Annotated in this window: 24 protein-coding genes and 1 tRNA gene; 10 read left to right on the forward strand and 15 right to left on the reverse strand. The window is 61.7% G+C overall.

Annotated elements, in window-relative coordinates; all coding sequences use genetic code 11:
- Positions 1–51: 51 nt before the first annotated feature.
- Together IF690_RS10655 and IF690_RS10660 are read right to left on the reverse strand one after the other, a co-directional pair.
- The gene (locus tag IF690_RS10655; protein ID WP_286673838.1) at positions 52–1,413 is read right to left on the reverse strand and encodes a heavy metal sensor histidine kinase; all 1,362 of its coding nucleotides are present in this window, start codon (positions 1,411–1,413) and stop codon (positions 52–54) included.
- Positions 1,413–2,093 carry a heavy metal response regulator transcription factor gene (locus IF690_RS10660; RefSeq protein WP_202700018.1) on the reverse strand — a complete coding sequence of 227 codons (681 nt, stop codon included), beginning with the start codon at positions 2,091–2,093 and terminating at the stop codon, positions 1,413–1,415. Before IF690_RS10660 ends, IF690_RS10655 begins: the two co-directional genes overlap by 1 nt.
- Before the next feature lie 155 nt (positions 2,094–2,248).
- On the opposite strand from IF690_RS10660, the gene copI reads away from it, so the two are divergent.
- A complete protein-coding gene (gene copI / locus IF690_RS10665; protein WP_202700019.1) occupies positions 2,249–2,803 on the forward strand; it encodes a copper-resistant cuproprotein CopI in 555 nt (184 codons plus the stop codon).
- Positions 2,804–2,871: 68 nt separating this feature from the next.
- On the forward strand, positions 2,872–3,702 hold the full coding sequence (queF, locus tag IF690_RS10670) for an NADPH-dependent 7-cyano-7-deazaguanine reductase QueF (protein WP_202700020.1): 831 nt from the start codon (positions 2,872–2,874) through the stop codon (positions 3,700–3,702).
- A 45-nt stretch (positions 3,703–3,747) separates the two neighbouring features.
- On the opposite strand, the gene IF690_RS10675 is transcribed toward queF, so the two are convergent.
- Both IF690_RS10675 and pcrP read right to left on the reverse strand, forming a co-directional pair.
- Positions 3,748–4,011, reverse strand: coding sequence for a DUF4404 family protein (locus IF690_RS10675; protein ID WP_007926964.1), 264 nt, complete (start codon positions 4,009–4,011; stop codon positions 3,748–3,750).
- A 113-nt stretch (positions 4,012–4,124) separates the two neighbouring features.
- Entirely contained in the window at positions 4,125–4,745 is a 621-nt protein-coding gene (gene pcrP / locus IF690_RS10680) for an HAD superfamily inactivated hydrolase PcrP (RefSeq protein WP_202700021.1), read from the reverse strand.
- A gap of 201 nt (positions 4,746–4,946) precedes the next feature.
- Here pcrP and IF690_RS10685 point away from each other — a divergent pair, with 201 nt between their 5' ends.
- On the forward strand, positions 4,947–5,630 hold the full coding sequence (locus IF690_RS10685; protein ID WP_202700022.1) for an MlaA family lipoprotein: 684 nt from the start codon (positions 4,947–4,949) through the stop codon (positions 5,628–5,630).
- 59 nt (positions 5,631–5,689) lie between these two features.
- On the opposite strand, the gene IF690_RS10690 is transcribed toward IF690_RS10685, so the two are convergent.
- Entirely contained in the window at positions 5,690–5,989 is a 300-nt protein-coding gene (locus IF690_RS10690; RefSeq protein ID WP_053278169.1) for a PilZ domain-containing protein, read from the reverse strand.
- Between the two features lie 277 nt (positions 5,990–6,266).
- Here IF690_RS10690 and rssB point away from each other — a divergent pair, with 277 nt between their 5' ends.
- Both rssB and rssC read left to right on the forward strand, forming a co-directional pair.
- A complete protein-coding gene (gene rssB, locus IF690_RS10695; protein WP_007926968.1) occupies positions 6,267–7,448 on the forward strand; it encodes a two-component system response regulator RssB in 1,182 nt (393 codons plus the stop codon).
- Positions 7,448–7,930, forward strand: coding sequence for an anti-sigma factor antagonist RssC (gene rssC / locus IF690_RS10700; protein WP_202700023.1), 483 nt, complete (start codon positions 7,448–7,450; stop codon positions 7,928–7,930). Before rssB ends, rssC begins: the two co-directional genes overlap by 1 nt.
- A 75-nt stretch (positions 7,931–8,005) precedes the next feature.
- On the opposite strand, the gene tal is transcribed toward rssC, so the two are convergent.
- The 3 genes from tal to IF690_RS10715 all read right to left on the reverse strand — a co-directional run bounded on the left by tal (position 8,006) and on the right by IF690_RS10715 (position 10,987).
- Positions 8,006–8,932, reverse strand: a complete 927-nt coding sequence (tal, locus tag IF690_RS10705) for a transaldolase (protein WP_202700024.1) — start codon at positions 8,930–8,932, stop codon at positions 8,006–8,008.
- A 189-nt stretch (positions 8,933–9,121) separates the two neighbouring features.
- Complete coding sequence (dusA, locus tag IF690_RS10710) at positions 9,122–10,123, reverse strand: tRNA dihydrouridine(20/20a) synthase DusA (RefSeq protein WP_202700025.1); 1,002 nt, start codon at positions 10,121–10,123, stop codon at positions 9,122–9,124.
- 225 nt (positions 10,124–10,348) lie between these two features.
- The gene (locus IF690_RS10715; protein ID WP_202700026.1) at positions 10,349–10,987 is read right to left on the reverse strand and encodes an FMN-dependent NADH-azoreductase; all 639 of its coding nucleotides are present in this window, start codon (positions 10,985–10,987) and stop codon (positions 10,349–10,351) included.
- Positions 10,988–11,081: 94 nt separating this feature from the next.
- Here IF690_RS10715 and IF690_RS10720 point away from each other — a divergent pair, with 94 nt between their 5' ends.
- Positions 11,082–11,936 (forward strand): LysR substrate-binding domain-containing protein, encoded by an 855-nt coding sequence (locus tag IF690_RS10720; protein WP_202700027.1) that lies wholly within the window; start codon positions 11,082–11,084, stop codon positions 11,934–11,936.
- Positions 11,937–11,987: 51 nt separating this feature from the next.
- Here IF690_RS10720 and IF690_RS10725 read toward each other — a convergent pair whose 3' ends face one another.
- Positions 11,988–12,476, reverse strand: a complete 489-nt coding sequence (locus tag IF690_RS10725) for a hypothetical protein (RefSeq protein ID WP_202700028.1) — start codon at positions 12,474–12,476, stop codon at positions 11,988–11,990.
- 257 nt (positions 12,477–12,733) lie between these two features.
- Here IF690_RS10725 and IF690_RS10730 point away from each other — a divergent pair, with 257 nt between their 5' ends.
- Positions 12,734–14,296 (forward strand): sensor domain-containing diguanylate cyclase, encoded by a 1,563-nt coding sequence (locus tag IF690_RS10730; protein ID WP_202700029.1) that lies wholly within the window; start codon positions 12,734–12,736, stop codon positions 14,294–14,296.
- Here IF690_RS10730 and IF690_RS10735 read toward each other — a convergent pair.
- On the reverse strand, positions 14,265–14,729 hold the full coding sequence (locus tag IF690_RS10735; protein WP_202700030.1) for a GNAT family N-acetyltransferase: 465 nt from the start codon (positions 14,727–14,729) through the stop codon (positions 14,265–14,267). The two genes, IF690_RS10730 and IF690_RS10735, sit on opposite strands and share 32 nt — an antisense overlap.
- Before the next feature lie 186 nt (positions 14,730–14,915).
- Here IF690_RS10735 and IF690_RS10740 point away from each other — a divergent pair, with 186 nt between their 5' ends.
- Complete coding sequence (locus IF690_RS10740; protein ID WP_202700031.1) at positions 14,916–15,752, forward strand: arylamine N-acetyltransferase family protein; 837 nt, start codon at positions 14,916–14,918, stop codon at positions 15,750–15,752.
- Positions 15,753–15,917: 165 nt separating this feature from the next.
- Here IF690_RS10740 and IF690_RS10745 read toward each other — a convergent pair whose 3' ends face one another.
- A complete protein-coding gene (locus IF690_RS10745) occupies positions 15,918–16,337 on the reverse strand; it encodes a hypothetical protein (protein ID WP_202700032.1) in 420 nt (139 codons plus the stop codon).
- A 236-nt stretch (positions 16,338–16,573) separates the two neighbouring features.
- Between IF690_RS10745 and IF690_RS10750 the strand changes: the two genes are divergently transcribed.
- Positions 16,574–18,112, forward strand: coding sequence for a nucleobase:cation symporter-2 family protein (locus IF690_RS10750; protein WP_202700033.1), 1,539 nt, complete (start codon positions 16,574–16,576; stop codon positions 18,110–18,112).
- Between the two features lie 54 nt (positions 18,113–18,166).
- Here IF690_RS10750 and IF690_RS10755 read toward each other — a convergent pair whose 3' ends face one another.
- From IF690_RS10755 to IF690_RS10770, 4 genes are all read right to left on the reverse strand, one after another.
- Entirely contained in the window at positions 18,167–19,324 is a 1,158-nt protein-coding gene (locus IF690_RS10755) for an MFS transporter (protein WP_202700034.1), read from the reverse strand.
- Between the two features lie 563 nt (positions 19,325–19,887).
- Positions 19,888–19,963: transfer RNA gene (locus IF690_RS10760), tRNA-Asn, on the reverse strand.
- 220 nt (positions 19,964–20,183) lie between these two features.
- Entirely contained in the window at positions 20,184–20,378 is a 195-nt protein-coding gene (locus IF690_RS10765; protein ID WP_023968605.1) for a hypothetical protein, read from the reverse strand.
- Positions 20,379–20,502: 124 nt separating this feature from the next.
- Positions 20,503–21,699, reverse strand: coding sequence for an amino acid aminotransferase (locus IF690_RS10770; protein ID WP_202700035.1), 1,197 nt, complete (start codon positions 21,697–21,699; stop codon positions 20,503–20,505).
- Positions 21,700–22,036: 337 nt separating this feature from the next.
- Here IF690_RS10770 and uvrB point away from each other — a divergent pair, with 337 nt between their 5' ends.
- On the forward strand, positions 22,037–24,052 hold the full coding sequence (uvrB, locus tag IF690_RS10775; protein WP_038631267.1) for an excinuclease ABC subunit UvrB: 2,016 nt from the start codon (positions 22,037–22,039) through the stop codon (positions 24,050–24,052).
- Positions 24,053–24,084 lie beyond the last annotated feature (32 nt).

A 24,084-nucleotide genomic window follows, 5' to 3' on the forward strand; every position in this document is an offset into this window, starting at 1 on the left:
CTATCGCGAGCAAGCTCGCTCCTACGAGGAGCCTGCTCGCACATCCTCCGCTCACTCCTGCCTCGGCAACTCAATCACAAAGCTCGTCCGGCCCTGCGCCGATTCGCAACGAATCTGCCCGCCATGGGCGCGGATGATCGATTGGGTGATGGCCAGTCCCAAGCCCGCATGTTCACTGTTGCCTTCATGGCGCGCCGGGTCGGCGCGGTAAAAGCGGTCGAACAGCCGTGGCAAGCGTTCAGGCGGAATACCTTCGCCAGTGTTTTCCACCCGCAGGTATGGACCCTTGGCGGTTTCGCCAAGCCGCACCCGCACTTCGCCGCCAGCCGGGGTAAAGCGCAAGGCGTTATCCAGCAGGTTGGAAAGGGCGCGGCGCAACATGCTGCGGTCGCCCTGGATGTTCGCGCTGCCTGCGCGGCCCAGGACGATACCGGCGTCTTCGGCCAGGGGCGTATAGAACTCCAGCAGCAGGTCGGTTTCCTCACCCAGCTCCAGGGCTTCGCGTTTTGGCGTCAGCAGGCCGTGGTCGGCCTTGGCCAGGTAGAGCATGTCGTTGACCAGCTGGGCCATCCACTGCAGCTCTTCGAGGTTGCTGTGCAGCGCTTCGCGATAGTCTTCCAGCGCCCGTGGGCGGGTGAGGGTGACCTGGGTGTGGGTCAGCAGGTTCGACAGCGGGGTGCGCAGTTCATGGGCGATGTCCGCCGAGAACGCGGAGAGGCGTTGGAAGGAGTCGTCCAGGCGCCCGAGCATGGCATTGAAGGCGTGGGCCAGCTCGGCCAGTTCGCCGGGCATCTGCTGCTCCGGCAAGCGCTGGGTCAGCGAGCTGGCGGACACGCCCGCGGCCACCTCGCTCATCCGCCGTAACGGACGCAGACCGCTGCGCGCGGCCCAGGCCCCGAGCAGAGCAGTGGCCAGGGCCGAGAGGCCGACGGTCAGCCAGATCAGGTGCTGCATGCGTTGCAGGAAGTGCTGGTGGTGGGTGATGTCGAGCATCAGGGTCAACTCTGGCGAGCCGGCCTGGCCAGGCTCCAGGGCCGCGCTGTAGACACGGTAGGCGGTACCGCCGTGTTGCAGGCTGTATAGCTCGGTCGGCTGGGCCGGAGTGGCCGGCAGCGCCTTGGCGCTGTCGAACCAGACGGCGCCATCCGCGCCTGTGACCCGCAGCGTCAGGTCCGGTTGATGGCTGAGCTCATCTTGCAACTGCGCCTTGCGTTCGGCAAAGCGCTGCGGGTCGGCGGCGCCCTGTAGCGCGCTGCGCATGGCAATCAGCTTGCCTTCCAGCAGTTGCTGGTCGAGCTCGATGAAGTGCGCCTCGCTGGCGCGGTTGAACAGCACCCCGGCGAGCAACGAAACCAGCGCGGTGCAGCCAGCGAACAACAGGGCCAGGCGGCCGCTCAGGGTCAAGCGGCGCATCAGGCCTGGCGCTCTTCGAGCACGTAGCCCATGCCGCGCACGGTGTGGATCAGCTTGTTCGGGTAATCGTCATCGATCTTCAGGCGCAAGCGGCGGATCGCCACTTCGATGACGTTGGTATCGCTGTCAAAGTTCATGTCCCAGACTTGGGAGGCGATCAGCGTCTTGGGCAGCACCTCGCCCTGGCGCCGCAGGAGCATTTCCAGCAGCGAGAACTCCTTGGCGGTGAGGTCGATGCGCTGGCCACTGCGTTCGACCCGCCGGCGAATCAGGTCCAGGCGCAGGTCCGCCAGTTGCAGGGTGGTTTCCTGGGGGGTAGAGCTGCCGCGCCGCAGCAGGCTGCGGACCCGAGCCAGCAGTTCGGAGAAGGCGAAAGGCTTGACCAGGTAATCGTCGGCGCCCAGCTCCAGGCCGTGAACCCGGTCCTCCACCGCATCGCGCGCGGTCAGGAACAGCACTGGTATCTCCAGCCCGGCGCCGCGCACGGCTTGCAGGATCTGCCAGCCATCGCGGCCCGGCAGCATCACGTCGAGAATCAACAGGGAATAGTCGCCGGTCAGCGCCAGGTGTTGGCCCGTGGTGCCATCGGCCACCAGTTCGGCATTGAAGCCGGCCTCGCTCAGGCCCTGGTGCAGGTAGTGGCCGGTTTTCGGTTGGTCTTCGACGATCAGCAGTTTCATGGGCGACTCATGGTAAATGGAACGCGGGCTTTATACCGTGGGCGACGGTTGCACGGCGCAAGCTGACAAAGTTGTAATTTAGCAGTCAGTTGGTTGGCAGCGGTGTGGCCTTAGAGTTTCACACAAGCTGAACCTCATCTTGTTGGAGTGCGATTATGTTTTTGCCCAAGGGTGTTTTATCTCGTTCATTGACGCTGGCCGCGTGTTTGCTGACATTGGGTGCGCCAGCCTGGGCATCGCCGGTGCAGACCTACGATTTCGGTCAGGCGGCCTCGGCGGCCAAGGCGACCCGTACGGTGGAGCTGGTCATGAACGACATGTCCTACACCCCCAAGAGCCTGGACATCAAGGCTGGCGAGACCGTGCGTTTCGTCTTGATCAACAAGGGCCAGTTGCTGCATGAGCTCAATCTCGGCACCGCGACCATGCATGCCGAGCACCAGCAGGAAATGCTGAAGATGCAGCAGAGCGGCATGCTGACGCCCACCGCGATGAAGAGCATGCCCGCCGGGGCCATGGATCACGCGGCCATGGGGCATGGCGCGATGCCCGGCATGAAGCACGATGACCCGAACAGCGTGCTGGTGGAGCCAGGCAAGACCGCTGAGCTGACCTGGACCTTCAGCAAGGCCGGCAGCCTGGAGTTCGCCTGCAATATCCCGGGGCATTATCAGGCGGGCATGGTCGGCAAGCTGACGGTCAGCCAGTAAGCGCCAGGGGCTCAAAGGCGGAGGCAAAGACTGATAGAATCGCCTGATTCTTCAGTCAGGTTTCCGCCATGCATCCCGCAGCCGAACATTCGCCGCTGGGCAAGTCCAGTGAATATGTCTCCACCTACACGCCGTCCTTGCTGTTCCCGATCCCGCGGGCGGCAAAATGGGCCGAGCTGGGCCTGAGCGCCGACACCCTGCCTTATAAAGGCGTGGACTTCTGGAACTGCTTCGAGCTGTCCTGGTTGTTGCCTTCCGGCAAGCCGGTAGTGGCCATCGCCGAGTTCAGCATTCCGGCGGACTCCCCGAACATCATCGAATCGAAGTCGTTCAAGCTGTACCTCAACTCGCTGAACCAGACCCCTTTCGCGGATCGCCAGAGCCTGGAAGAAACCTTGCGTGCCGACCTCTCTGCGGCGGCCGGCAAGCCGGTGGGCGTGCGGATCCGCAGCTTGGGCGAAGTGCAGGCGGAAGGTGTGGTGGCCTTGCCGGGTACCTGCATCGATGAGCTGGATATCAGCGTCAGCAGCTACGAACACCCACGTCCGGAACTGCTGCAGTGCGACAGGTCGAGGATCGTCGAGGAGAGCGTGCACAGCCATCTGCTCAAATCCAATTGCCCGGTCACCAGCCAGCCGGACTGGGGCAGCGTGGTGGTGGAGTACCGTGGTCCGGCGCTGGATCACGCCAGCCTGCTGGCCTACCTGGTGAGTTTCCGCCAGCACTCGGACTTCCATGAGCAATGCGTGGAGCGGATTTTCCTCGACCTGCAGCGTTTGTTGCAGCCGGAGAAGCTGACGGTGTATGCGCGTTATGTGCGTCGCGGTGGCCTGGACATCAACCCGTATCGCAGTACCGAAACCGCGAGTTTCGCCAACTTCCGACTGGTTCGCCAGTAAAGAAAAGCCCCGCTCTGGTAGCGGGGCTTTTTTGTCTGGAAGGGGTTAAATCCCCATGTTGCCGAGAGTTTGCACGATGTTGCGCAAGGTGCCGGCAATGGCGGGGTGTTCAAGCTCGAAGCGTTCGACGGCAAGGTTGACCCCGTCGGCCAGGCTGGTGTCCTGGGTGGCGTTTTCCAGTTTGAGCTCGAGCTCGATCTGTTGCATCAATTCCTGCAGATTGGCGCGTTCTGCTTCCGAAAGCGGTGGGTTCTGCTCCAATTGCTCGCGCAGGGTATTGAGCTGTTCTTGCAGTTCGCGGGCAGGCATGGCGTTCTCCCTTCATTGATAGGCACAGCCATGGACCGCGCCGATTCGCTAAAGGTCCATGTCTGAACTTTAGCGTAATCCACTCGCGGGCAATGTGCATGATCTTGATCAAGTCAGGGTTTTTCACCCTTCAGGCGGCGCTGGCCGATGTCGGCCAGGCAAGTTGCTAGCTCGCCCAGATGGTCGATCACCGAGTGCACGCCGAGGCTGAATAGATGCAGGGTGGCCTTGCCGCGTTTGAGCTCGCGCTCTTGCTGACTCAGTGCCTGCCATTGGGTCGGGCTCATGCCGCAGAGCGAACCGCAGGATGCCAGGCCGATGGTCCACAGACCGGCGTTGAGGCCCGATTGCAGCAGGCGCGGTTCGCCGCTGACCAGCACGCAGCCCTCCAGCCGGCTGACATTCAGGGCCATCAGCGCCTGCCAGCAGGCATCGGGAGCAGGCCAGCGGGAGCCTGTGTTGGGGGACGGGACGACCCAGTCGGGTAGTGAACTCGCCAGGCGCTGGCTGAGTGTGGCGGGCAACTCGTCGAGCCAGGCGCAAGGTACGCCTTGATGTTGCAGGCTGTGCAGAATGTCCAGGGCGCCGTGTGTGGCGTGGGACTGTTCCAGGATCGGGTGGTCGGCGCTGTGCAGGCGCATCCGCGCGCCGAAGTCCACCAGGCAACCGCTGAGGCCAAAGAGTACGGCGGTCAGGGTGGGGGCGGATATAGGCAAGGCTTCGGCGTGAGGCATCGTGACGTCCCTGAAATACCTTGCAAGAGTATCGACGGCAGATGACCGTTGGATGACATCCCTGTGAACAGGCCACGCAAACGAGGGGGAGAGGGCGAAGCACTGCGCCAGTGCTGCATAAATGGATATATCCGACTTATACTAGCGCGCTTACCGCCAGGGCATAGCGCCCGCGACAGTACAATCCAAGGAGTTTCTGCTATGCGCTGGAGCAATCGTCTCGCTCAGCTTATATGTGCCGGCATGCTGTTGGTGCCGGTTTTGGCCCACGCGGCGGAAGACGATCCGTGGGAAAGCATCAACCGCCCGATCTTCACCTTCAACGACACCATCGACACCTATGCGTTGAAGCCCCTGGCAAAAGGTTATCAGGCCGTAACACCGCAATTTCTCGAAGACGGCATTCACAACTTCTTCCGTAACATCGGTGATGTCGGCAACCTGGCCAACGATATCCTGCAGGCCAAGCCTCATGCCGCTGCCGTCGACACTGCGCGGCTGTTGATGAATACCACCATCGGCGTGGCGGGTTTCTTCGATGTGAGCACCAAGATGGGCTTGCAGCGTAACGATGAAGACTTCGGCCAGACCCTGGGTTACTGGGGCGTCGGCAGCGGTCCTTACGTGATGCTGCCGTTCTTCGGTCCGAGCACCCTGCGCGACGCGCCGGCCAAGTATGTGGACAGCTTTACCGACGGTTACCGTTATGTGAACGACGTGCCGGTGCGTAACAGCGTGTTTGCCCTGGAGGTCGTCGACACCCGCGCCAGCCTGCTGTCGAGCGAGAAGCTGATCAGTGGCGACAAGTACACCTTCATTCGCAATGCCTACCTGCAGAACCGCGAATTCAAGGTCAAGGACGGTAAGGTCGAAGACGATTTCTAAGCGTCGACCCAGTCATGCAAAAGGCGGCCTCGAGGCCGCCTTTTTCATGGGTTTCAGAATCAGTTCATCTTCAGGATTGTAAGGCCAAGTTTCTGGCCGTTGCCTTCGAGCTCGGTGACCCAGACCACTTCGGTGTCCGCCTCCAGTCCCCTGAGGGCGGCGTGCTCGGAGTCGATACGCACGCTGAGCTGGTCGCCGACCTTGAATGAGCGTGGTGCCTGGACCTGCATGCCACTGCTGGAAAGGTCGATGCAGACGGCTGGAATCACCTGGCCCTGGTGGATCAGCGTGACCTCTGCATCCACCCGCATGCGGATGTAATCGCGCTTTTCACTGTAGTCACGATCGTTTGGGCTCATAGGCGCCATCCTGCGTTTAAGTTGCGGATTTGTCTGTTCTTATAACTCCCGGTGATTTGAGGTGTAAAGACGTCCAGCGACCATCGGCATGAGCTTGAAACGCCCCGCGGATGGGAGTACCGTCTGCGCCTTAGAAGGGCACCTCTGATGGTCGAGCGTGCAGGGCTATGGGCCCTGACTCCATTTCCAGAGTGGCTAGAAAGCAAATCCAGTAGTGTGTGTCCAGGCCTCGTGCCCAGCCACCTACGCCAACCTAATTCTGGCGCCGTTTGCCCACATGCCAAAAACCAGTGCCACGCTGCTGATAATCGATGACGACGAAGTAGTGCGCGCGAGCCTCGCGGCCTATTTGGAAGACAGTGGCTTCAGCGTCCTGCAGGCCAGTAACGGCCAGCAGGGACTTCAGGTGTTCGAGCAGGAAAAGCCCGACTTGGTGATCTGCGATCTGCGCATGCCACAGATGGGCGGCCTCGAACTTATCCGTCAGGTAACCGACATCGAACCGCAAACCCCGGTCATCGTGGTTTCCGGTGCCGGTGTGATGAACGATGCCGTCGAGGCCTTGCGCCTGGGCGCGGCGGATTACCTGATCAAGCCGCTGGAAGACCTCGCGGTGCTGGAGCACTCGGTGCGCCGGGCCCTGGATCGTGCGCGCCTGCTGCTGGAAAACCAGCGCTACCGGGAGAAGCTGGAAGCCGCCAACCGCGAACTCGAAGCCAGCCTGAGCCTGCTGCAGGAAGATCAGAACGCCGGGCGCCAGGTGCAGATGAACATGCTGCCGGTGAGCCCATGGACCATCGATGAGTTCAAGTTCGCGCACCAGATCATTCCGTCGTTGTACCTGTCCGGCGATTTCGTCGACTACTTTCGTGTCGACGAGCGTCGCGTAGCCTTTTACCTGGCGGATGTTTCCGGCCATGGCGCGTCTTCGGCCTTTGTCACGGTGCTGCTCAAGTTCATGACCACGCGCTTGCTGTTCGAGTCCAAGCGCAATGGCACTTTGCCGGAATTCAAACCGTCGGAAGTCCTGGGCCATATCAACCGTGGCCTGATCAGTTGTAAGCTGGGCAAACACGTGACAATGGTCGGTGGCGTCATCGACGAGGAGACGGGCTTGTTGACCTATAGCATTGGCGGACACCTGCCATTGCCTGTGTTGTACACGCCAGACAGTGTGCGTTACCTGGAAGGGCGCGGTCTGCCGGTAGGCTTGTTCAATGAAGCCACCTACGAAGACCACATTCTGGAACTGCCTCCGAGCTTCAGCTTGACGTTGATGTCTGATGGCATTCTGGACCTTTTGCCGGAACCCACACTCAAAGAGAAAGAAGCCGCCTTACCTGAACGGGTGAGAACGGCAGGCGGCAGCCTGGATGGTCTGCGGCAGGTTTTTGGATTGGCCACGCTAGGGGAGATGCCGGATGATATCGCCCTGTTGGTGTTGAGCAGGAATCTTTAATGAGTACCGGTAGAATCCAGTTCGCCGAGCAGGACGGCACCTTTGTCCTGAAGTTTATCGGTGAAGTGCGCCTGACCCTGTGTTCGGCGCTGGATGCGACTATTGAGCGGATCTTCACGGCGCTGAACTTCTCGGCGATCGTGATCGACCTGACCGAAACCCGTAGCATCGACAGCACCACCCTGGGCCTGCTGGCCAAGCTGTCGATCCTGTCGCGGCAGAAGGTCGGCCTGTTGCCGACCGTCGTCACCACCCACGAAGATATCACTCGGCTGCTGCAGTCCATGGGCTTTGATCAGGTGTTCAACATTGTTGACCGCCCGATTCCTTGCCCGGAATGCCTGACTGACCTGCCATCGCAGGACCAGTCGGAAGAAGTGGTGCGGCTCAAGGTGCTGGAAGCGCACAAAATCCTCATGGGTCTGAACGACTCCAACCGCGAGGCTTTCCATGATCTGGTGAACGCCCTGGAGCGTCACTGATCCGATAAAAGCATCAGCGCATAAAAAAGGGCGGACCCGCGAGGGTTCGCCCTTTTTGCGTTGGCGCTCGCTCGATCAGAGTTTGGCGGCCAGCAGGGCCTCGAGTTTTTCCTGGTCGCGGGCGAACTGACGGATGCCTTCGGCCAGTTTCTCGGTGGCCATGGCGTCTTCATTGGAGGCCCAGCGGAACTGCGCTTCGTTCAGGCTCTGGCGGGTTTCGCCAGTGTGGCCCGGCGCCAGTTTACGCTCCAGCTTGCCGGTGTCGGCGGCCAGCTTCTCGATCAGATCCGGGCTGATGGTCAGGCGGTCGCAGCCGGCCAGTTGCTCGATCTGGTTCAGGTTACGGAAGCTGGCACCCATGACCACGGTCTTGTAGTCATTGGCCTTGTAGTAGTTGTAGATGCGGGTCACCGACTGTACGCCCGGATCGTCGGCGCCGGTGTAGTCGTTGCCGCTGGCCTTCTTGTACCAGTCGTAGATACGGCCCACGAACGGCGAGATCAGGAACACTCCGGCCTCGGCGCAGGCGATCGCCTGGGCGAAGGAAAACAGCAGGGTCAGGTTGGTCTGGATGCCTTCGCGTTCCAGTTGCTCGGCGGCGCGGATGCCTTCCCAGGTGGAGGCGATCTTGATCAGTACACGGTCGCGGCCGATGCCGGCCTTGTCGTACAGCTCGATCAGGCGATGGGCGCGCTTGAGCATGGCGTCGGTATCGAACGACAGGCGTGCATCCACTTCGGTGGAAATGCGGCCCGGGATCACTTTGAGGATTTCTTTACCCACCGCGACGCCAAAACGGTCGCTGGCCAGGCCAACATCACCCTTGACATCGCTGACGCAGGCGTTCAGCAGCTCGGCGTAACCCGGAATGGCCGCGGCCTTGAGCAGCAGGGAAGGGTTGGTGGTGGCGTCTACCGGCTTGACCCGGGCGATAGCGTCGAAGTCGCCGGTGTCGGCAACCACGGTGGTGAACTGCTTGAGTTGTTCCAGCTTGGAAGTCATGAGTGTGCTCTGTCCTGTGGGTCTGTTGACATTACCCGAGCGCTGACAGCCGCTCAAGGGCGTGAAGAGGTAAGCGGAGGTCTAAACGAGCCCCAAGGGCAACAACCTGAAAAACAGGTGTTTGAATGCTGGGGTGCTATCCGCTTACTACGATGCCAAAACACCCGCCAGGTTCAACCCGTGCGACCGTTAGCGGCCTTCGAGCAACTCCCCCGCCTGATCCAGCAGCGCCAGCGGATCCTTGGCCTTGTGGATGTCCACCGAGAGCAGCTGGCGGAACTTGCGCGCCCCCGGAAAACCGGTGCCCAGCCCCAGCACATGGCGAGTGATGTGGTGCATGGCGCCACCCGTGGCCAGGTGCCTGGCGATATAGGGCCTCAACTGCGCCAGCGCTTCGGCCCGGGAAATCACCGGTGCCGTGCTGCCGAACAGCTGCTGATCGACCTCGGCCAGCAGGTAGGGGTTGTGATAGGCCTCGCGGCCCAGCATGACGCCGTCGAAGGTCTGCAAGTGCTCATGGCAGGCTTCCAGGGTCTTGATGCCGCCGTTGAGGATGATCTCCAATTCCGGGAAATCCGCCTTCAACCGCGCCGCCACGTCATACCGCAGGGGAGGAATGTCGCGGTTTTCCTTCGGCGACAACCCCTCAAGAATCGCGATTCGTGCATGCACGGTAAAGCTGGTGCACCCAGCTTCACACACCTGGCCAACGAAATCGCACAGTTCTTCATAACTGTCGCGGCCATTGATGCCGATCCGATGCTTGACCGTCACCGGAATGCTCACCGCATCGCGCATCGCCTTCACGCAATCGGCCACCAGCCCCGGATGCCCCATCAGGCAGGCACCGATCATATTGTTCTGCACCCGATCGCTCGGACAGCCAACGTTGAGGTTCACCTCGTCATAACCGTGCTCCTGCGCCATCCGCGCACAAGCCGCCAGATCCGCCGGTGTACTGCCCCCCAGCTGCAACGCCAGGGGATGCTCGGATTCGTCATGACGCAGAAAACGCTCATGATCGCCATTGAGCAACGCACCGGTGGTGACCATCTCGGTGTAGAGCAAGGCGTGCTTGGACAGCAGGCGCAGGAAGAAGCGGCAGTGCCTATCCGTCCAGTCCATCATCGGTGCAACGCTGAAGCGGCGAGAAAGGACTGGCGAGGCAGTTGGAGCAGGAGATAAGAGCATGGGGCAATCTGGATGGGTAAGGCGAAGGAGGGGAAGTTTATCAGGAATGGAGTTCCGGGGTTGGAAGGGCGCGCATACCAGGAGGATGAATGGTCTTCGTTTCTTATATTCCGGTTGGTTGTATGAATAGCGGCAGGGTAATAAAAAGCGGGCAGTCTTAAGTTCACCCGCTTTTTTGTGTGATTCGATGGCGGCTCGGTCAGGCGGATTTTCGCTGCATTTGAATCACTTGAAGCTGTCCGCCAACTCCTTGGCCCGATTCCCGGCCTCTTGCCGCGCCGCCTGATCCACCTCATACCCCAGGATGGTCTTTTCCACGATCAGCGCGTGCACCTGGGTGATTCCGACAAACTTCAGCCAGGCCTCGACGTAGGGCTTCTGGAAGTCGAAGCGTTCCGCCGGTGTGTCGGATTGCGGGGAGAAGTCGAGGCCGCGGGCGTAGGCGACGACCGCGGTTTTGTTGTGCAACAGGCCGCACAGGCCGTGTTCGGCGGTGAAGCTGAAGAGGATGTCTTTCTGCGTGACCAAGTCGATGAAGTGCTTGAGCTTGTAGGGGATGCTGTAGTTCCACAGGGGCACGGAAAGTACCAGCAGGTCGGCGTTGTGCAGGTGGGCGGCGAGGGTTTGGAGGGTGTTCCAGGCGTCTTGCTGGTCGGGGGAGAGGGGCATGCCTTGCAGGCCGGCATACTTGGCGTCCATGGCGTGCTGGTCGAATTCCGGTAGGTCCAGGCTCCACAGGTCCAGGGTGCTGACTTCGGTGTTGGGGTGGTGGGTCTGGTAGCGGTCGATAAAGCCGCGGGCGATGTGTTGCGAGGCGGAGCGCTCTTTGCGGGGGGAGCATTGGATATGCAACAGGTGGGTCATGACGGCATCTCGGAGGAGGAATGCCGGTATTGCAACATAGCGTATTGCAGAATATAAATCGTAAATAAATGGTTGATTGATTGCGTATCTTTATATGTTCGATGTTCTGTTGCTCAAGACCTTTGTGACGGTGGTGGACGAGGAAGGTTTCAGCCGTGCCGCCGAACGGCTGCACCTGACGCAGTCGGCGGTCAGCGGGCATCTGCGGCGCCTGGAAGAGCAGGTCGGCAAGCCGCTGCTGACCCGTACCACGCGCTCCCGGCGCTTGACCGCCGATGGCGAGCGCCTGATGGCCTATGCCCGCGCAATTCTCGCCTTGAATCGCGATGCCTGGGCCGAGTTGACGCGTTCGCCGTTTCACGGCCGGGTGCGGATCGGCATGTCCGAGGACTTTGTCGAGCCCCGCCTGCTGCGCCTTTTGCAGGAGTTCGCGGCGCAGTACCCGGGCATGGAAATCGATATCCAGGTGAATATTCCCGGCACATTGCTGGAGCGCATGCAGCAGGGCGGTCTTGAGGTGGTCATCGGTTCGCTGTGTGAAACCCGGGAGCCGGGCCTGCTGCTGTGGCAGGAACCGCTGGTATGGGCCAGCTCCGCGCACCTGGTCGGCCGCTTGCCGACGCCATTGCCGCTGGCGCTGTTTCCCGAGCCATGCCCTTATCGTGCGGTGGCCCTGCAGTGTCTGGCGCAAGCGGGAATCGCCCAGCGTACGGCAATGCTTTGCTCGAGCACCGCGGCGTTGCGCACAGCGGCCCTCTCCGGGTTTGCGGTGGCCCCGATAGCCACCAGTCAGCTGGGGCAGGGGCTTGCGGTGTTAGGGGCGGAGCATGGTTTGCCGGCACTGCCTGATGCGGAGTTTCGGCTGTTCACGGCCAAGCATGCCGATCAGGGCATAGTGGCTGCGTTGTCCCAGGTGATAGTGGCCTATTGTGCGGCGCGGAGGGGCTAGCCTTCGGCTTTGGCCGCGCGACTGCCCGAGGGGCAGTCGCTTGGGCGGAGATCAGAGATCCAGGCCTTCCTGGATCACCGACAGCAGGGTGTCTTCATTGAATTCGAGCGGGGCCGGCCTGGATTTACCGGAGTCGGGAACCGTCTGGATCAGCCAGTGCCCCTCGCCATGCTCGCTGCCGCTGCGCAGCATGTAGCGCTCCGGGCCTTTGCCATGGATTTCGACACGCCCGGCGCCACCCGTGGTGAAGCGGGCGATGGGGTCGAGGAGGATGCTCTGATGGTTGCCCTCGATCAGCAGTTGATCGATGGCATAGTTGAAGGTGGCACCAGAGGGGTGGCTCTCGAACACGCGAGTGGGGACGCGCCGGATATTCAGGCCGGCCTCTGACAGGGGCGTCAGCCAGGTCTCGACCTGGTGGTACATCTCATAGACCTGCGCCGGCCACAGCTCGATGGCCTTGTCTGCCGAGATGTCTTCCTTGGCCCAGCTGTCCTGTTTTTGTTTCAGCCTTGCGGCGAGTTCATCGACCTTACTCATTCCGACTTCCTATCGTGATGTGAGGGTAAGCGTAGTCTCGGAAGGTACTTTACCTTGGCGGATAGTGGCCAGCGATTCATGACCATCTGCTGGCTGCCGATGTTTGTAGTGTGGCAGGGTGTTTTTTATATATCCCTGATGAGTATCAGAAAAATGCTCTACATTTTCAGACGATGCCACCCTGAATTGTCCGCTATTACCTCTTAGGATTGGCCAGCCCGGCTGCATTGGATGCCTTACCCTGCCAGGATGATGCTTTGCCTATCCCGATTCACGATCCTCACCATTCTTCCGATCGAACCTTGAAGCGACTGCCGTTGCTCAAGGCCGCGGTGGTATTCATTTCGATGGTTTGCCTGTGCTTGTGCGGCCTGCTTTATCTGCAGCTGGCGCAGTCCTATCACTACGATATGGCGCGGGCGCAGGTCGCCTCGTCGAACCTGACCCGGGCCATGGCGCAACAGGCCGAGGACACCTTCATCGAGGCCGACCTGGTGCTGGCCAGCCTGGCCGACTGGATTCAGAAAGACGGTTACGGCCCGGCGCAGAAGCCTTTCCTGCAGAAGATCTTTGCGCAGCGGGCCCAGACGCTCAAACAGCTGCATGACCTGTACTTGTTTGATCAGGCGGGGCGCTGGATCGTCACCTCGTCCAATCGACTGCCGCTTGGCGAGGGAGTGGTCGACCGGGACTACTTCCGCTTCCATCAGCAGAACACCTCCTTGCTGGCTCACGTCGGCCCGGCGATCCGCAGTCGGGAAAGCGGCGAGTGGATCATTCCGCTGTCGCGGCGCCTGAATGACAAGCAGGGCAATTTTGAAGGTGTATTGCTAGCCGGTATCAAGCTGGCCTATTTCGACCAGTTCTTCAAAAGCTTCGATATCGATGACAACGGCATCATGTTCCTCGCCCTCTCCGACGGCACCTTGCTGGCGCGGCGTCCGCTGGAGGAGCGGCAGATCGGCGCGTCCCTGGCTCGCGGGGAGATTTTCAGCAAGTACTTGCCCGAGGCGCCTTCGGGCACGGCCATGATTCGTTCGCTGGTCGACAGAAAGATGCGGCTCTATGGCTATCGGCAGCTGGAGGCCTACCCGCTGGTGGTGGGGGCGGCCAGCTCGAAGGATGCGGTCCTCAAGGACTGGTATGCCAGCGCCTACCAGTCCAGTGCCATTGTCGCCCTGGTGGTCATGGGGATCGGCCTGTTCGGCTGGGTGTTCGTGCATCAGGTGCGCAACGGCGAACGTATCGAGGCAGACCTGCGGGCCGCGCAGGCGGCGCTGGAGGTGATCGCGACCCATGACAGCCTGACCGGCCTGGCCAATCGCCGGCTGCTGGAGCGGGCGCTGGAAACCGAATTCGGGCGCGGAGGGCGGCAGGCGAGCCCGCTGAGCCTGATCATGCTCGATATCGATTTCTTCAAGCGCTACAACGACACCTACGGCCATGTCGCCGGAGACCAGTGCCTGGCCGAGGTGGCGCAGGTGCTAAGGGATTGCTGCCAGCGCAAGGCCGACCTGGCGGTGCGTTATGGCGGGGAGGAGTTCGTGGTCCTGTTGCCCGATACCGAGCTGCCGGGCGCCCTCGCCATGGCCGAGCAGATTCGCCATAGCGTCATGGAAAAAAACATTCCCCATACCGGCTCGCCCTTTGGCCGGGTCACCCTCAGCCTGGGGTGCTACTGCTTTGTGCCGAGCGGGCGCGACAGCATCGAAGCATTCCTCGAGCACGCCGATGCCGCGCTGTATCAGGCCAAGAAATCCGGGCGCAATCAGGTGGCAGTCGAGAGCGTCAGCGAGCCATTGGCGCGTTCGGACCGCTGACAGTCAGGTTCTCCGGGTAACCCAACTTGTGTTCGAGGTATCGCCTCACCTGCGGCCACTCATTGTCGATGATGCTGAAGCGCACTGAGTTGCGCTTGCGGCCATCGGGCATGATCCGCTCATGACGCACGATGCCTTCCTGCTTGGCTCCCAGGCGCAGGATGGCGTTGCGCGACGTCTCATTGATTTCGTCGGTGGTGAATTGCACCCGCATACAGTCGAGCACCTCGAAGGCATGGCGCAGCATCAGGTGCTTGGCTTCGGTGTTGACGAAGGTTTTCTGCCCGTCCGTGGCGATCCAGGTGCTGCCGATTTCCAGCTTGCGGTTCTTGCGGTCGATCTTCTGGCCATCCCCGGCGGCCTTGACCAGGGCGTCGGCGTCGGAGAGTTGCAGTGCTTGCCGGAGGATTCGCGGGCCTTCCAGTGTTTCCATGACAGGTTTTTCCGGCAGGGAAGGAGGAGGCTTCGGCCGCTTATTACAGGCACACGCCCAAGCCTTGGCAGGCCCATGAATGGGCTGTTTCGAACAGGGATATTGGCCAAATCAATTGTCGGTTCGAGGGGGTAATGGCTTATACATAGCGCCGATATGCGACACCTCATGCATAAGGACAACTCCATGAGTCAGCCTCACCTGATGAACTTCGCGCTTTACCTGCAACGGCTCGGCTACGACAGCGCACCGCCACCGACCCTGGCGACCTTGCGCGAGCTGCAGTTGCGCCACACCAGTACCTTCGCCTTCGAAAGCCTGTCGACCCTGTTGCACGTGCCGGTACCGATCGACCTGGCTTCGGTGGAACACAAGGTCCTGCATGAGGGCCGTGGCGGCTACTGCTACGAACTCAACCAGATGTACCAGGTGTTGTTGCAGCACCTGGGCTACGACGCGCGGGGTATTACCGGGCGGGTGGTGATGGGCGGGCCGGAAGATGCCTGGCCGGCGCGTACCCACCGCCTGGTGCTGCTGACCCTGGACGGCGTGCGTTATGTCTCGGATGTCGGCTTTGGCGGCATGGTGCCTACCGCGCCGCTGCTGCTCGATACCGAGGACGAGCAGGCCACGCCCCACGAACCCTATCGCATCACCGAGCGTGACGGCAGCTACACCCTGCGCGCCAAGGTCGTCGGCGAGTGGCGGGCGATGTACGTGTTTGACCTGCAACGGCAGGAAGCGGCGGATTACGAGATGGGCAACTGGTTCGTCTCGACCCACAAGGACTCACCGTTTCTCGGCCAGTTGAAAGTCGCGCTGATGGGCGAAGGCCTGCGCCGGACCCTGAATAACGGCAGCTACGCCGTGCATCGCCTGGGCCGGGACAGCGAGCGGCGGCAGATCACCGACCCCGACGAGTTGATTGCCCTGTTGCAGAACGAGTTCGTCATTCGGGTCCCGCAGCATCCGCGGCTGCGAGAGGTCCTCGGCGATTTGCTCGCGCTGCCGCAACCGGCCTGATCGGCCCGGGCCTCAAGGTTCCTCGGTGTCGCGGGTCAGCTAGAAATCGTCGGTCTCCACCCAGGCTCGCGGCGATCGACGAAGGTTTCCGTGGAACCCATGGATACGCTGTAGCCCCGCCGGCTGCGCGGGACTGGCGAATGCCGAGTCAAGAGGCGGCCCAGGTCAGCGCCATGAAGGCATCTGCTCATAACCATCCTTCAGCTGCCGGCGATACGTCCAGTGAGTCAGCAGCGCAATCAATGCACTGTCCAGCAGCCAGAGCGGCATCAGCAAGCGCAAGGCTGGATGAAGGCAGAGCACGCCAGCAATCGTCAATCCCAGCAGCAGGCTGCTGAGCCAATTGGCCAGTCCCTTGGCGCAGAGCAGGGCGTACAGGGGGGTAAACACCAGCGCCATGGGCAGAAAGCCAAACAGCAGGCCACCGCTGACGAACAAGGCGAACATCCCGAGGGCAAACCAGAACCCTTGCCACAGGCTATCGGTGAAACAGGCACCGAATACGGCAACCGCGAAGCCCTGAAGCACTATGACCGTGCGGAAGCTGCCATAGGCGAGGATAAAGGTTTGCCATAGATGATTCATTCAAGCGCTTCCATGCGTAGACGAAGGGCGTTGCCTGGATGGGTGCCCTTGGCGGCGGGGATTCTATCAGGGTGTCTGGCGCGGTGTTCGGGAGCTGAAAGGCGGGGGCTGGCTATCGGATGGCGCGGACTTATGAGGTTGGGTGGCGCCGAATAAAGTGTATACAACTCTATGGACATTTGTCTCTACTGTTGAATACAGTGTGCCCATAACAAAAACTAGGGAACCCCCCAACCATGAAAACGCCCTCTGTTTCACCGCAACGGCCTGAAGATGAAAACCTCGGTCTTGGCGCGAATATGGCTTACGGCCTGCAACATGTTCTGACCATGTATGGCGGTATCGTTGCGGTACCTTTGATTGTCGGCCAGGCCGCCGGCCTGGCCCCGGCGGACATCGGTCTGCTGATTGCCGCATCGTTGTTTGCCGGCGGCCTGGCGACACTCCTGCAAACCCTCGGCCTGCCGTTTTTCGGTTGTCAGCTGCCGCTGGTCCAGGGCGTATCCTTCTCGGGCGTAGCGACCATGGTGGCGATTGTCAGCAGCGGTGGCGAAGGGGGCTTCCAGTCGATTCTCGGGGCGGTGATCGCCGCCTCGCTGATCGGTCTGCTGATCACTCCGGTGTTTTCACGCATCACCAAGTTCTTTCCGCCGCTGGTCACCGGCATCGTGATTACCACCATCGGCCTGACCCTGATGCCGGTGGCTGCGCGCTGGGCCATGGGTGGCAATAGTCATGCGGAAAACTTCGGCAGCATGGCCAATATCGGCCTGGCGGCGATCACCCTGGTGTTGGTGTTGCTGCTGAGCAAGATCGGCAGCGCAACCCTCTCGCGGCTGTCGATCCTGCTGGCCATGGTGGTGGGGACGATCATCGCGGTGTTCCTGGGCATGGCCGATTTCTCCATGGTCACCCAGGGGCCGATGTTCGGTTTCCCGACGCCGTTTCATTTCGGCATGCCGACCTTCCATTTCGCCGCCATCCTGTCGATGTGCATCGTGGTCATGGTGACCCTGGTGGAGACCTCGGCCGACATCCTCGCGGTGGGCGAGATCATCGACACCAAGGTCGACTCCAAGCGCCTAGGCAATGGCCTGCGCGCCGACATGCTGTCGAGCATGATCGCGCCGATCTTCGGTTCCTTCACCCAGAGCGCTTTCGCGCAGAACGTCGGGCTGGTGGCGGTGACCGGGATCAAGAGCCGCTACGTGGTGGCCACCGGTGGGGTGTTCCTGGTGATCCTCGGTCTGCTGCCGTTCATGGGGCGGGTGATCGCCGCGGTACCGACTTCGGTGCTTGGCGGTGCCGGTATCGTGCTGTTCGGCACCGTGGCGGCCAGCGGTATCCGGACCCTGTCCAAGGTCGACTACCGCAACAACGTCAACCTGATCATCGTCGCCACCTCGATCGGCTTCGGCATGATTCCCATCGCCGCGCCGAACTTCTACGACCATTTCCCAAGCTGGTTCGCCACCATTTTCCATTCCGGCATCAGCTCGTCGGCGATCATGGCCATCGCGCTGAACCTGACGTTCAACCACTTCACCCTGGGCAACTCGGACCAGCAGTCGGTGTTCGCCGTGGCGTCCGAGCGTACCCTGCGTTACCAGGACCTGGCGGCGCTGCGTGAAGGCGATTATTTCAGTGGCGGCAAGCTGCACGATGCCGAGGGTAACGAGATCCCGGTGCTGGAGACGTCCCATGGCGAGCATTCTCCGGCGGCTCATCAGTCCTCGGCCCATGCTTCGGGCGCGGTTGAGACCAGCAAGGTCTAGGGTCGGTTGATCGAGTCGCCAGGCTGGACGCAATCCGTCCAGACTGGTGGCCGGTTACTCCGCGACCCGGTCCGGCAGCCCTTGCCGGACCAGCGACAAGGCGAACAGCACCACCACGGCGGCGGCCGCTGATAGCGCCATGGGCAGGCCGTGGGCGCTACCGCTCATGGCGGCGCCGCTGAGCAGCGGCCCCAGCAGGCTGCCGATACCCCACAACAACCCCGCGCCGGCGTTGGCCGTGACCAGGTCGGGGCCGCTGAATGCCTGGCCGATCAGGATGATCGCCAGGGTATACACCCCGCCGGCCGCCGCGCCGAGTATCACCAGGCTCGGCCAGAGCAGCACCGGGTAGTTCATCAGCAACGGCAGCCCCAGGCCGATCACCAACGACACCACGCCGCAGCCCAGGTAGATGGCGGTGCGTCCGGCCTTGTCCGACAGCCAGCCCAGGGGAAACTGGAGCGCCGCGTCCCCCAGCAGAATGATGCTGACCATCAGCGCCGCGAGTTTGATGGCGTAGCCGTGAGTCGCGGCGTAGACCGGAAACAGCGAGAGAACCACCGTATCGAAGAAGGCGAAGAACAGGATGCCCACGCACAGCGCTGGCGCCACACGGATAAAGCCCAGTACCGAGAAGCTCTTGTTCTCGGCGTGTGCGGCGACAGGGCACTGGCGTGGCAGGGTCAGCCAGATCACCGCAATGGCCAGCAGGTAGCCCGCGCTGACGGTGGCGATCACCGCTGGACCTTCGGTGCCGAGCAGCGCCACCAGGCCCGGGCCAATCATTTGGAACACGGTGAAGCAGGTGGTGTAGACCGCAATCACCCGCCCGCGCACGGTGTCCGCGGCCATCTCGTTGACCCAGGTTTCCCCCAGGATGATGATCAGCCCTGCGCCGAAGCCCATGACGATCCGCGCCAACCCCAGGCCGGTGAGGCTGATTCCGGGGATTTCCAGGGCGCCGATGCTGAAAGCGCACAGGCTGAAACACAGCAGGTAGATCTGCCGGCGGCTGAGTCTCTGACACAGGCCGTTTACCAGGAAAGCCGATAGCATCATGCCGGCGGCGGGAAGGGCCGACATGATACCGATCTGGGTGTTCGAGGCACCGGCTTGATACAGGCGCAAGGCAATGACCGGCACAGTGGCGCCGATGCTCAGGCCGACAATCGAGATGCCGAGGATCAGCGCGGCCAACAGGATTTTGTTCATGGAAGACACCTGCACCCGACGAGTCGGGCGCTCAAAAACGGTTTGCGGTGGCGCGACGCTTTGGTTTGGGCGGGGGTCCGGTTCGGCTTACGCAGGTGTAGGCCGGGCCAGGATTCTGCGGTGCAAAGCGGCGGATGAATCGATGCGCGGCAGGCAAGGGCCGCTGCAGCATCAGGTCCGCGCCGGGTTCGGGCGCAACGGTGAGGTTCAGGCGTGAGGGGAGAAGGTGAAGGCGAACAGCACGCTGCGGCGGCGTCGATTGATTGCGCAGTCGGATTGCGACATCGCAAAGGTTTGCGATGGGCTCATCGAGAGAACGCTGTGATGGGACTGTGCAGGGAAAAACATGAGTCGTGACGGCTGGCGTGAGAAGGGGTACAGCCTACTTGAGGTGCTGGCGCCAGGCAATCGGAGACAGGTTGGAATCGGGTGCCGCGCAAACGCCTATCCGCATGCCGATCTGGCATGCGCTGAATCGATCGTGGGGGAGGCTGACGCTGAACTGATTCGCCGTAGGAGCAGGGCGCTCCTGGAAGTATTGCTGGCCAATCAGTGTAGGAAGATGGCTCCACGACCTGGACTCGAACCAGGGACCCAGTGATTAACAGTCACTTGCTCTACCAACTGAGCTATCGCGGAATGCGGCGTATCTTACTGATTAAAAAGGAGAAGTCAAGCATCCAAAAACAGCTTTTCGCGTGAGTGAACTCGATTGGCCTATGTCATGACGCCAATCCCTGGCGATTTGGCTATTGGCGGTTACCGGAACCGCGGCGCAGGTCTGGCAAGGCGCTCCGGCAGTGGTTTCACGCGCTCTGCCGCCAGTCAGCGCTCGGCTGGACTGACCGGTTGAGCGCTCTTAACCGCCGAAGGTAAAGGTGCCCAGCATGAACTTCGCGGCCAGCGAGGTGGCGGCCAGTTGCACCAGCCACAGCGCCAGGCCGCCGAAAAATACCCCCAGGGCAATTTGTAGGACCAGGTTCTTCTCGCGTTTCTGCGGGCGGGGGAAGTGGTCCAGTTCGTCGCGGTCGGCTCGCAGGTCGTCGTGTCTCATGGGGCGTTCTCGATAGGGAAGAAGGAAAGCTGGATTCAGTCTAGTGGGCATCGGGCCGGCGAGGGCAGCCCACAAAAAAGGGGGAAGCCCTCAGGCTTCCCCCTTTTCATTCGCCGCGCGTGGCTCAGATCACCTGGATGATGGCCTTGGTCACGACGTCGATGTTGCTCTGGTTCAGCGCGGCCACGCAGATGCGGCCGGTGTCCAGGGCGTAGATGCCGAACTCGTTGCGCAGGCGCGTCACTTGATCGACGGTCAGGCCGGAGTAGGAAAACATGCCGCGCTGACGGGCGACGAAGCTGAAGTCGCGCTGTGGCGCGCCCTTGGCCAGCAGGTCGACCATCTGCAGGCGCATGCCGCGGATCCGCAGGCGCATTTCGGCCAGTTCGGCTTCCCACTGGGCGCGCAGTTCCGGGCTGTTGAGCACGGCGGCGACGATGCTTGCACCGTGGGTCGGCGGGTTGGAGTAGTTGGTGCGGATCACGCGCTTGACTTGCGACAGCACGCGCGCACTTTCTTCTTTCGACTCGCTGATGATCGACAGGGCGCCAACGCGCTCGCCGTACAGCGAGAAGGACTTGGAGAACGAGCTGGAGACGAAGAAGGTCAGGCCCGACTCGGCGAACAGGCGCACGGCGGCGGCGTCTTCGGCGATGCCGTCACCGAAGCCCTGGTAGGCCATGTCGAGGAACGGCACCAGGTTTTTCGCCTTGATCACCTGCAGCACGTTTTTCCAGTCTTCCGGGCTCAGGTCGACGCCGGTCGGGTTGTGGCAGCAGGCGTGCAGGACCACGATCGACTGGGCTGGCAGGGCATTCAGGTCTTCCAGCAGGCCGACGCGGTTCACGTCGTGGGTGGCCGCGTCGTAATAACGGTAGTTCTGCACCGGGAAGCCGGCGGTTTCGAACAGCGCGCGGTGGTTTTCCCAGCTTGGATCGCTGATGGCCACGACCGCATCTGGCAGCAGTTGCTTGAGGAAGTCGGCACCGATCTTCAGCGCGCCGGTACCGCCGACGGCCTGGGTGGTCACCACGCGACCGGCGGCCAGCAGTGGCGAATCGTTGCCGAACAGCAGCTTCTGCACGGCCTGGTCGTAGGCGGCGATACCGTCGATCGGCAGGTAGCCACGGGAGGCATGTTGAGCGGCGCGGATCGTCTCGGCTTCGACAACGGCGCGCAGGAGTGGAATTCGCCCCTCCTCGTTGCAGTAAACACCGACCCCCAGGTTGACCTTGTTGGTGTGGGTATCGGCGTTGAATGCTTCGTTGAGGCCCAGGATAGGATCGCGTGGTGCCATTTCGACAGCGGAGAACAGGCTCATTATTACGGCGGCTCTGAATGGAGTGTGGAGGGACGTGTCGCGCTCCAGCCGAATGCACTAGAGCGGTGCACAAACGGGGAGCTAGTATAGAGGCACATCACTGTGCGCGGCGACAGCTGAAAGGGCTTTTCCGGCAAGTTTTTCAGTTTATTTTTCGACCGTTAGTCTTATTGCAACAGCAAAGTCGTAGAGGGGCTTGGGAGCTTTACCTTGAAAGCTATGGAATTTGCCTCCACATCCAGCACAATCCAGTATTTTCCCTGCGACCCTCGTCGTTTGCGGTCTTTCTCGTTCCTGTGCGGCGGCGTCGCGCTGGAGTGAACCCCAGAGGTACGTTATGTCTGAATTCCAGCTAGTCACCCGCTTCCAGCCCGCCGGCGATCAGCCGGAAGCCATCCGCCTGATGGTCGAGGGCATCGAGGCCGGGTTGGCGCACCAGACGTTGCTCGGTGTGACCGGCTCGGGCAAGACCTTCAGCATCGCCAACGTGATCGCCCAGGTGCAGCGCCCGACCCTGGTGCTGGCGCCGAACAAGACCCTGGCCGCGCAGCTGTATGGCGAGTTCAAGGCGTTCTTCCCGAACAATGCGGTGGAGTACTTCGTTTCCTACTACGACTACTATCAGCCGGAAGCCTATGTACCGTCCTCCGACACCTTTATCGAGAAAGACGCCTCGATCAACGACCATATCGAGCAGATGCGTCTGTCGGCGACCAAGGCGCTGCTGGAGCGCAAGGACGCGATCATCGTCACCACGGTGTCCTGCATCTACGGCCTGGGCAGCCCGGAAACCTATCTGAAGATGGTGTTGCACGTCGATCGCGGCGACAAGCTCGACCAGCGCGCCTTGCTGCGCCGCCTGGCCGACCTGCAATACACCCGCAACGACATGGATTTTGCCCGCGCCACCTTCCGTGTGCGTGGCGATGTGATCGATATCTACCCGGCGGAATCCGACCTGGAAGCGATCCGTATCGAGCTGTTCGATGACGAGGTGGAAAGCATCTCCGCCTTCGACCCGCTGACCGGCGAGGTGATCCGCAAGCTGCCGCGTTTCACTTTCTATCCCAAGAGCCACTACGTGACGCCGCGGGAAACCCTGCTGGATGCCATCGAGGGAATCAAGGTCGAGCTGCAGGAGCGCCTGGAGTACCTGCGCAGCAACAACAAGCTGGTGGAAGCCCAGCGCCTGGAGCAGCGCACCCGTTTCGACCTGGAGATGATCCTCGAACTGGGTTACTGCAACGGCATCGAGAACTACTCGCGCTACCTGTCCGGGCGGCCCGCCGGAGCGGCGCCGCCAACCCTGTACGACTACCTGCCGGCGGACGCCTTGCTGGTGATCGACGAGTCCCACGTCAGCGTGCCGCAGGTCGGCGCCATGTACAAAGGCGACCGTTCCCGCAAGGAAACCCTGGTGGAGTACGGCTTCCGCCTGCCCTCGGCGCTGGACAACCGGCCGATGCGCTTCGACGAATGGGAAGGGGTCAGCCCGCAGACCATCTTCGTCTCGGCCACGCCGGGCAACTATGAAGCCGAACATGCCGGCCGCGTGGTCGAGCAGGTGGTGCGCCCGACTGGCCTGGTCGACCCGCAGGTGGAAGTGCGTCCGGCGCTGACCCAGGTCGATGACCTGCTGTCGGAAATCACCAAGCGCGTGGCCGTGGAAGAGCGAGTCCTGGTGACTACCCTGACCAAGCGCATGGCCGAGGACCTGACCGATTACCTCGCCGATCACGGTGTGCGTGTGCGTTATCTGCACTCGGACATCGACACCGTGGAGCGGGTCGAGATCATCCGTGACCTGCGCCTGGGCACCTTCGATGTACTGGTGGGGATCAACCTGCTGCGCGAAGGCCTAGATATGCCGGAAGTGTCGCTGGTGGCGATTCTCGATGCGGACAAGGAAGGTTTCCTGCGTTCCGAGCGCTCGCTGATCCAGACCATTGGCCGGGCCGCGCGTAACCTCAACGGCCGGGCGATTCTCTACGCCGACCGCATCACCGGCTCCATGGAGCGGGCGATCGGCGAGACCGAGCGTCGTCGTGACAAGCAGATCGCCTTCAACCTGGCCAATGGCATCACCCCCAAAGGCGTGTTCAAGGACGTCGCCGACATCATGGAAGGCGCCACCGTGCCCGGTTCGCGCAGCAAGAAGCGCAAGGGCATGGCCAAGGCCGCCGAGGAAAATGCCCGCTACGAAAACGAACTGCGTTCGCCGAGCGAGATCGCCAAGCGCATTCGCCAGCTCGAAGAGAAGATGTACCAGCTGGCCCGCGACCTGGAGTTCGAAGCCGCGGCGCAGATGCGCGACGAAATCGGCAAGCTGCGCGAGCGTTTGCTGACGGTCTGATCTGCAATTGCTGCCTGTAGCCGCTGCCGTAG

This window comes from Pseudomonas sp. SK3(2021) (assembly GCF_016772375.1).
GTDB classification, from domain to species: Bacteria; Pseudomonadota; Gammaproteobacteria; order Pseudomonadales; family Pseudomonadaceae; genus Aquipseudomonas; species Aquipseudomonas chlororaphis_I.